The organism is Enterobacter sp. K16B (assembly GCF_020216105.1).
Lineage (GTDB): Bacteria > Pseudomonadota > Gammaproteobacteria > Enterobacterales > Enterobacteriaceae > Enterobacter > Enterobacter sichuanensis.
The window spans coordinates 1-8,292 of record NZ_JAIWJZ010000161.1; the positions used below are offsets into that span (position 1 = coordinate 1).

The following is an 8,292-nucleotide window of genomic DNA, read 5'->3' on the forward strand; positions in this document are numbered from 1 at the left end:
GCGCCTGCAGAGCTTGGGTTCAGACCGAGGTCAGACGCCATAATCGCTTTCTCAACCGCCGGGCCCATAGAGCGATCGAATACGTTGATTTTCAGCGTACGGGTATCTTCTACGGTAACGCTTGCCAGCTGGCGCAGCGGAGTTGGCGTACCGTAGTACTCTACGATGATGCCATCCAGCAGGCTTGGGGAAGCACGGCCAGTACGGATTTTGCTGATTTGGGTTTTGAACGCTTCTACGCATTTTTCCATGCGTACTTCAGCATCTTTTCTGATGTCGTTAATCACGTTACGAATCCTTGAAAACTTGTCTCAGGCAGACTATCCGCCAGCACAGCGCTACAGGTGTGCTAAGTATAGTCGCGTTTAATTCATGACAACGCCAAAGGCGCGTCCGGGTAAGATACCACTACAAAATAAAGCGGAATCTTACCTGTATTTATCGTCAACGGAAATTATTCCGTGATCAAAGTGCCTTCTTTTTCACCCATGACCACGCGACGCAGTGCGCCAGGTTTGTTCATGTTGAAGACACGGATCGGCAGTTTGTGGTCGCGAGCAAGCGTGAAGGCGGCAAGATCCATCACTTTCAGTTCTTTTTCCAGTACTTCGCTGTAGCTCAGCTGATCGTACATGGTGGCAGAAGGATCTTTTGCCGGGTCGGCAGTAAACACGCCATCGACTTTGGTCGCTTTCAGTACCACATCGGCTTCAATCTCGATACCGCGCAGGCAGGCAGCGGAATCGGTCGTAAAGAACGGGTTACCCGTACCGGCGGAGAGGATCACCACGCGGTTGTTGCGCAGCAGGCTGATGGCTTCTGCCCAGCTGTAATTATCGCACACGCCATTCAGTGGAATCGCGGACATCAGGCGGGCATTCACATAGGCACGATGCAGTGCATCACGCATTGCCAGACCATTCATGACGGTTGCCAGCATACCCATGTGGTCGCCTACAACGCGGTTCATCCCCGCTTTCGCCAGACCAGCACCACGGAAGAGGTTGCCACCGCCAATGACCACGCCAACCTGGATACCCAGTTCGACCAGTTCTTTGATTTCCTGTGCCATGCGATCAAGGATGCTTGCATCAATACCGAAGCCTTCCGATCCCTGCAGTGCTTCGCCACTCAGCTTAAGCAGAATGCGTTTGTACACGGGTTTTGCATTGGTAGCCATGTTTCTTTCCTGAGACTGTCAACGATTAAGATGGGGGTTAATTCTGGCGACATAGTATGTCGCATATCAGCACAGCGATACGGGATCCTGTCTGATTTTCGTCTGACGGGTGACAAAAAGAAGCCGCCCTCAGGCGGCTCCTTTTCAATCATTAAGACTGCTTGGACATTGCAGCAACTTCTGCTGCGAAGTCAGTCTCAACTTTCTCGATGCCTTCGCCCACTTCGAAGCGGATGAAGCCAGTCACGTCAGCGTTGTGCTCTTTCAGCAGCTGAGCAACAGACTTGCTTGGATCCATAACGAATGGCTGGCCAGTCAGAGAAACTTCGCCGGTGAATTTCTTCATGCGGCCTTCAACCATTTTCTCTGCGATTTCTTTTGGTTTACCAGACTGCATCGCGATGTCCAGCTGAACCTGGTACTCTTTTTCTACCACTTCAGCAGACACGTCTTCTGGCTTAACGAATTCTGGTTTGCTTGCAGCGATGTGCATAGCCAGCTGTTTAACCAGCTCTTCGTCAGCGCCTTTAGCCGCAACCAGAACACCGATACGTGCACCGTGCTGGTAAGAGCCCAGAACGTCGCCTTCCAGAGAAGCAACGCGACGGATGTTGATGTTCTCACCGATTTTAGCAACCAGCGCAACACGCTCTTCTTCGAACTGTGCTTTCAGAACTTCAACGTCAGTGATTTTGCCTGCAACAGCAGCGTCCAGAACTTTGTTAGCAAATGCCTGGAAACCACCATCTTTTGCCACGAAGTCAGTCTGGCAGTTAACTTCCAGAATGATACCGTAGTTGCCGTCGATCTTAGTGATGATCACGCCGTCAGCAGCAACGTTGCCTGCTTTTTTAGCTGCTTTGATCGCACCGGATTTACGCATGTTTTCGATTGCCAGCTCGATGTCGCCGTTCGCTTCAGTCAGCGCTTTTTTGCAATCCATCATGCCTGCGCCAGTACGCTCGCGCAGCTCTTTTACCAGGGATGCGGTAATTTCAGCCATTCTTAAATCCTCGGGAGATGTGAACTGCCCGGCCGGGGGCCAAACAGTGTAAATTGAAAAAAGGGGCCGGTAATGGGCCCCTATTCATACACGGTACTAATAAGGGGTAAAACCTTATTATTCAGCTTCTACGAAGCTTTCTTCCGCCTGAGAAGCCAGATCCTGGGAACGGCCTTCACGAACGGTAGCAGCAACAGCGCTCAGGTACAGGCTAACAGCACGGATTGCGTCGTCGTTACCCGGGATAACGAAGTCAACACCGTCCGGATCGGAGTTGGTATCAACGATAGCGAATACCGGGATACCCAGGTTGTTAGCTTCTTTGATTGCGATGTGCTCGTGGTCTGCATCGATTACGAACAGCGCGTCTGGCAGGCCGCCCATATCTTTGATACCGCCCAGGCTGTTTTCCAGCTTGTCCAGTTCACGAGTGCGCATCAGCGCTTCTTTCTTAGTCAGCTTGTCGAAAGTACCGTCCTGAGACTGGGTTTCCAGATCTTTCAGGCGTTTGATGGACTGACGAACAGTTTTCCAGTTAGTCAGCATGCCGCCCAACCAGCGATGGTTCACGAAGAACTGGTCGCAGCTGTTAGCAGCATCTTTCACAGCTTCGCTTGCAGCGCGCTTAGTACCAACGAACAGAATCTTACCTTTACGGGAAGCAATCTTGTTCAGCTCAGCCAGGGCTTCGTTGAACATTGGTACAGTTTTCTCAAGGTTAATGATGTGAACTTTGTTACGAGCGCCGAAGATGAAAGGCTTCATTTTCGGGTTCCAGTAACGGGTCTGGTGACCAAAGTGAACACCAGCCTTGAGCATGTCGCGCATGGAAACAGTTGCCATGTTTAAAACCTCTATATTAAAAGTTGGGGTTATGCCTCCACGTATCCCATATTACCGACCCCAAAGGGCACCCCGGAATATGTGCCGATACGTGTGTGTTGTTACACAAAGTGAGATTTGTCGCTTCCGTCCAGCCTGTGTATCTGAAATGGATCGGAAGTCCGGCGCGCTTTATACCACAAAACGCCGCCATAAACCAACAGTTGTTGGCGGAGTGTGCTGTTAATGATTCTCAATTTGGCACGGGGTGTGCCTGACTGATACCATTGACAACACTTAGACTAGTATTGTCGAAAAAATCGACACCGATGGACAGATTACATGGCTATCTCTATTAAGACCCCTGAAGAAATTGAAAAGATGCGCGTCGCCGGTCGTCTGGCCGCGGAAGTGCTGGAAATGATCGAGCCGTTCGTGAAGCCGGGCGTCAGCACCGGTGAGCTGGACCGCATCTGTAATGACTATATCGTGAACGAGCAGCACGCGGTTTCCGCCTGCCTCGGCTACCACGGTTTCCCGAAATCCGTCTGCATCTCCATTAATGAAGTGGTGTGCCACGGTATCCCGGACGACGAAAAACTGCTGAAAGATGGCGACATCGTCAATATCGACGTCACCGTTATCAAAGATGACTACCACGGTGATACCTCAAAAATGTTCATCGTGGGCAAGCCAACGATTCTTGGCGAGCGTCTGTGTAAAGTGACGCAAGAGAGCCTCTACCTGGCGCTGAAAATGGTGAAACCGGGCATTCGCCTGCGTACCATCGGTGCGGCAATTCAGAAATTTGTCGAGGCAGAAGGTTTCTCCGTGGTGCGTGAATACTGCGGGCACGGCATTGGTCGCGTCTTCCATGAAGAGCCGCAGGTTCTGCATTATGATGCGGATGACGGCGGCGTAGTGCTGCAAAAAGGCATGACCTTTACCATCGAACCGATGGTCAACGCCGGTGATTACCGCATCCGTACCATGAAAGACGGCTGGACGGTGAAAACCAAAGACAGAAGCTTGTCTGCACAGTACGAGCATACTATTGTGGTAACAGACAACGGCTGCGAAATTATGACGTTGCGCAAGGATGACACCATCCCGGCGATACTGACGCACGATGAATGATAAAAAAGCCGGCAAATGCCGGCTTTTTTAATGGCTATAGTTTTTTCTTATGGGTGGCACGCGATGAGTAATCTTTTACCCGAACAGTATGCTAACACAGCACTTCCCACCCTCCCCGATCAGCCCGACAACCCGGGCGTCTGGCCGCAGAACGAGTTGAACTGCGCCGGCATTAAAGCCCATATGGATGTCTTCCAGCGCTGGCTGGGCAGCGCGTTTGATGCCGGTATCTCCGCCGAGCAACTGATCGAAGCGCGTACCGAATTTATCGATCAGCTGCTGCAGCGTCTGTGGATCGATTACGGATTTGGGCAAATCAGTGATGTGGCGCTGGTTGCCGTCGGGGGCTATGGCCGCGGAGAGCTGCACCCGCTTTCCGATATCGATCTCCTGATCTTAAGCCGTAAAAAGCTGCCGGACGAACAGGCGCAAAAGATTGGCGAACTGCTGACCCTGCTCTGGGACGTCAAACTGGAAGTCGGCCACAGCGTGCGCACCCTGGAAGAGTGTCTGCTGGAAGGGTTATCGGACCTGACCGTGGCCACTAACCTGATTGAAACCCGTCTGCTGATTGGCGACGTCGCGCTGTTCCTGGAGCTGCAAAAACACATCTTCAGCGACGGCTTCTGGCCGTCAGAAAAGTTCTTCGCGGCGAAGGTCGAGGAGCAAAACCAGCGCCACCAGCGCTACCACGGCACCAGCTATAACCTTGAGCCAGATATTAAAAGCAGCCCTGGCGGCCTGCGCGACATCCACACCTTACAGTGGGTCGCCCGGCGCCACTTTGGCGCCACCTCGCTGGATGAAATGGTAGGCTTTGGCTTCTTAACCGAGGCCGAACGTAACGAGCTCAACGAGTGTCTGCACTTGCTGTGGCGCATTCGCTTCGCCCTGCATCTGGAAGTCACCCGCTACGATAACCGTCTGCTGTTTGACCGCCAGCTCAGCGTTGCCCAGCGCCTCAACTACAGCGGTGAAGGAAACGAGCCGGTTGAGCACATGATGAAGGATTTCTTCCGCGTCACCCGCCGCGTCACCGAGCTCAACCAGATGCTGCTGCAGCTGTTCGACGAGGCCATCCTGGCGCTGACGGCGGACGAAAAACCGCGCCCGATTGATGACGAATTCCAGTTGCGCGGCACGCTTATCGATCTGCGCGACGAAACGCTGTTTATTCGCGAGCCGGAAGCGATCCTGCGGATGTTCTACACCATGGTTCGCAACAGCACCATCACCGGGATCTACTCCACCACCCTGCGTCATCTGCGCCATGCGCGCCGTCATTTGACGGAGCCGCTGTGCTATATCCCGGAAGCCCGATCGCTGTTCCTGAGCATGCTTCGCCACCCGGGCGCCGTCAGCCGCGGTCTGCTGCCGATGCACCGCCACAGCGTGCTGTGGGCCTATATGCCGCAGTGGTCGCACATTGTCGGGCAGATGCAGTTCGATCTGTTCCACGCCTACACGGTGGATGAACACACCATTCGCGTTATGCTCAAGCTGGAGAGCTTTGCGAAAGAAGAGACGCGCTCCCGTCACCCGCTGTGCGTGGAATTATGGCCGCGCCTTACTCATCCGGAACTGATCCTGATTGCCGCCCTCTTCCACGACATCGCCAAAGGTCGTGGCGGTGACCATTCGGTCCTGGGCGCGCAGGATGTGCTGAAATTTGCCGAACTGCACGGCCTGAACTCACGCGAAACACAGCTGGTTGCCTGGCTGGTACGCCATCACCTGCTGATGTCGGTCACCGCCCAGCGTCGTGATATTCAGGATCCAGAGGTCATCAAGCAGTTTGCGGAGGAGGTTCAGACAGAAAACCGTCTGCGCTATCTGGTCTGCCTGACGGTGGCCGATATCTGCGCCACCAACGAAACGCTGTGGAACAGCTGGAAGCAGAGCCTGCTGCGCGAGCTCTACTTTGCGACGGAAAAACAGCTGCGTCGCGGGATGCAAAATACCCCGGACATGCGCGAGCGTGTGCGCCACCATCAGCTCCAGGCCCTGGCGCTGCTGCGTATGGACAACATTGATGAAGAGGCGTTACACCAGATTTGGGCCCGCTGTCGCGCTAACTACTTTGTCCGCCATAGCCCAAACCAGCTTGCGTGGCATGCGCGGCACCTGCTCCGGCATGACTTGTCACAGCCGATGATCCTGCTCAGCCCACAGGCCACGCGCGGTGGGACGGAGATTTTCATCTGGAGCCCGGACCGTCCCTATCTGTTTGCTGCGGTGTGCGCCGAGCTGGACAGGCGTAATCTGAGCGTTCACGATGCGCAGATTTTCACGACCCGCGACGGCATGGCGATGGATACCTTTATTGTACTGGAGCCGGACGGCAGCCCGCTGTCGTCTGACAGACATGAAGGAATACGCTTTGGTCTGGAACAGGCGATTACCCAGCGCAGCTGGCAGCCGCCGCAGCCGCGTCGCCAGCCGGCGAAGCTGCGCCACTTTACCGTCGATACCGAGGTCAATTTCCTGCCGACCCACACCGACCGTAAATCGTTCCTGGAGCTGATCGCGCTCGACCAGCCAGGGCTACTTGCTCGCGTCGGCCAGGTTTTTGCCGATCTGGGAATTTCGCTTCATGGGGCAAGAATTACAACCATTGGCGAGCGAGTAGAAGATTTATTTATAATCGCCACAGCGGACCGGCGTGCCCTTAATAATGACCTGCAACTTGAAGTGCAACAACGGTTGACAGCAGCCCTCAATCCAAACGATAAAGGGTGACGTGTTTTTTAGTGAAATGGAAAGAGTAAACCATGCAGCAGTTACAGAACGTTATTGAGTCCGCCTTTGAGCGTCGCGCCGAGATTACCCCGGCAAATGTGGATACCGTGACCCGTGAAGCGGTAAACCAGGTGATTTCCCTGCTGGATTCCGGCGCCCTGCGCGTGGCAGAAAAAATCGACGGTCAGTGGGTCACTCATCAATGGCTGAAAAAAGCCGTGCTGCTCTCTTTCCGTATCAACGATAACCAGGTTATCGACGGAGCTGAAAGCCGCTACTTCGATAAAGTGCCGATGAAATTCGCTGACTACGACGAAGCGCGTTTCCAGAAAGAAGGCTTCCGCGTGGTACCGCCAGCGGCGGTACGTCAGGGGGCATTCATCGCACGCAATACCGTGCTGATGCCATCCTACGTGAACATCGGTGCCTACGTTGATGAAGGTACGATGGTAGACACCTGGGCGACGGTCGGTTCCTGTGCGCAGATCGGTAAAAACGTTCACCTGTCCGGCGGCGTGGGCATTGGTGGTGTTCTGGAGCCACTGCAGGCTAACCCGACCATCATCGAAGACAACTGCTTCATCGGCGCGCGTTCTGAAGTAGTAGAAGGCGTGATCGTTGAAGAAGGCTCCGTGATCTCCATGGGCGTTTACATCGGTCAGAGCACCCGTATTTACGACCGCGAAACCGGCGAAGTGCATTACGGCCGCGTTCCGGCAGGCTCTGTGGTGGTCTCCGGCAACCTGCCGTCTAAAGATGGTAAATACAGCCTGTACTGTGCGGTTATCGTGAAGAAAGTGGATGCGAAAACCCGCGGTAAAGTCGGCATCAATGAGTTGCTGCGTACCATCGATTAATCGGGTATAACAAAAAGCGGGGGCAACCCCGCTTTTTTTGTATCTGAGGGTGGCGAAAGTAGATTTTTTCGTTAATTATTCAAAGGTTATGTTGAGATCAAGGGTACCGCTATGTACGATAATCTGAAAAGTCTGGGCATTACCAATCCTGATGAAATTGATCGTTACAGCCTCCGTCAGGAAGCCAATAACGATATTTTGAAAATCTATTTTCACAAGGATAAAGGCGAGTTTTTCGCCAAAAGCGTGAAGTTTAAATATCCACGCCAGCGTAAGACCGTCGTTGCTGACGGCGTAGGACAGGGTTACAAAGAAGTACAGGAAATCAGCCCTAACCTGCGCTATGTGATCGATGAACTCGATCAGATCTGCCAGCGCGACCGTACTGAAGTTGATCTCAAGCGTAAGATCCTTGACGATCTGCGTCATCTGGAAAGCGTTGTCACTAACAAGATCAGCGAGATTGAAGCGGATCTTGAGAAATTAACTCGCAACAAATAAGTTGGGTGCGGCCTGATGCCCTCACCCCGGCCCTCTCCCACAGGGAGAGGGAG

8 protein-coding genes are annotated in these 8,292 nt (G+C 53.6%); 4 read left to right on the forward strand and 4 right to left on the reverse strand.

Annotated elements, in window-relative coordinates; genetic code table 11:
* From LDK53_RS21755 to rpsB, 4 genes are all read right to left on the reverse strand, one after another.
* Positions 1 to 287, reverse strand: a 287-nt coding sequence (locus LDK53_RS21755; RefSeq protein WP_225288053.1) for a ribosome-recycling factor, incomplete at its 3' end; no start/stop codon positions are given.
* A 167-nt stretch (positions 288 to 454) separates the two neighbouring features.
* Positions 455 to 1,180: a UMP kinase gene (pyrH, locus tag LDK53_RS21760; protein ID WP_003856194.1), complete on the reverse strand. Its 726-nt coding sequence runs from the start codon at positions 1,178 to 1,180 to the stop codon at positions 455 to 457.
* Positions 1,181 to 1,331: 151 nt separating this feature from the next.
* Positions 1,332 to 2,183 (reverse strand): translation elongation factor Ts, encoded by an 852-nt coding sequence (tsf, locus tag LDK53_RS21765; RefSeq protein ID WP_008501911.1) that lies wholly within the window; start codon positions 2,181 to 2,183, stop codon positions 1,332 to 1,334.
* Positions 2,184 to 2,300: 117 nt separating this feature from the next.
* Positions 2,301 to 3,026 carry a 30S ribosomal protein S2 gene (gene rpsB / locus LDK53_RS21770; RefSeq protein WP_013095653.1) on the reverse strand — a complete coding sequence of 242 codons (726 nt, stop codon included), beginning with the start codon at positions 3,024 to 3,026 and terminating at the stop codon, positions 2,301 to 2,303.
* 321 nt (positions 3,027 to 3,347) lie between these two features.
* On the opposite strand from rpsB, the gene map reads away from it, so the two are divergent.
* The 4 genes from map (at position 3,348) to LDK53_RS21790 (ending at position 8,239) form a co-directional block, all read left to right on the forward strand.
* Positions 3,348 to 4,142, forward strand: coding sequence for a type I methionyl aminopeptidase (map, locus tag LDK53_RS21775; protein ID WP_013095652.1), 795 nt, complete (start codon positions 3,348 to 3,350; stop codon positions 4,140 to 4,142).
* A 63-nt stretch (positions 4,143 to 4,205) separates the two neighbouring features.
* Positions 4,206 to 6,881 carry a bifunctional uridylyltransferase/uridylyl-removing protein GlnD gene (glnD, locus tag LDK53_RS21780; RefSeq protein ID WP_225288054.1) on the forward strand — a complete coding sequence of 892 codons (2,676 nt, stop codon included), beginning with the start codon at positions 4,206 to 4,208 and terminating at the stop codon, positions 6,879 to 6,881.
* A 32-nt stretch (positions 6,882 to 6,913) separates the two neighbouring features.
* Positions 6,914 to 7,738 (forward strand): 2,3,4,5-tetrahydropyridine-2,6-dicarboxylate N-succinyltransferase, encoded by an 825-nt coding sequence (dapD, locus tag LDK53_RS21785; protein WP_008501915.1) that lies wholly within the window; start codon positions 6,914 to 6,916, stop codon positions 7,736 to 7,738.
* 111 nt (positions 7,739 to 7,849) lie between these two features.
* Positions 7,850 to 8,239, forward strand: a complete 390-nt coding sequence (locus tag LDK53_RS21790) for a DUF3461 family protein (protein ID WP_008501916.1) — start codon at positions 7,850 to 7,852, stop codon at positions 8,237 to 8,239.
* The last annotated feature ends 53 nt before the right edge of the window (positions 8,240 to 8,292 follow it).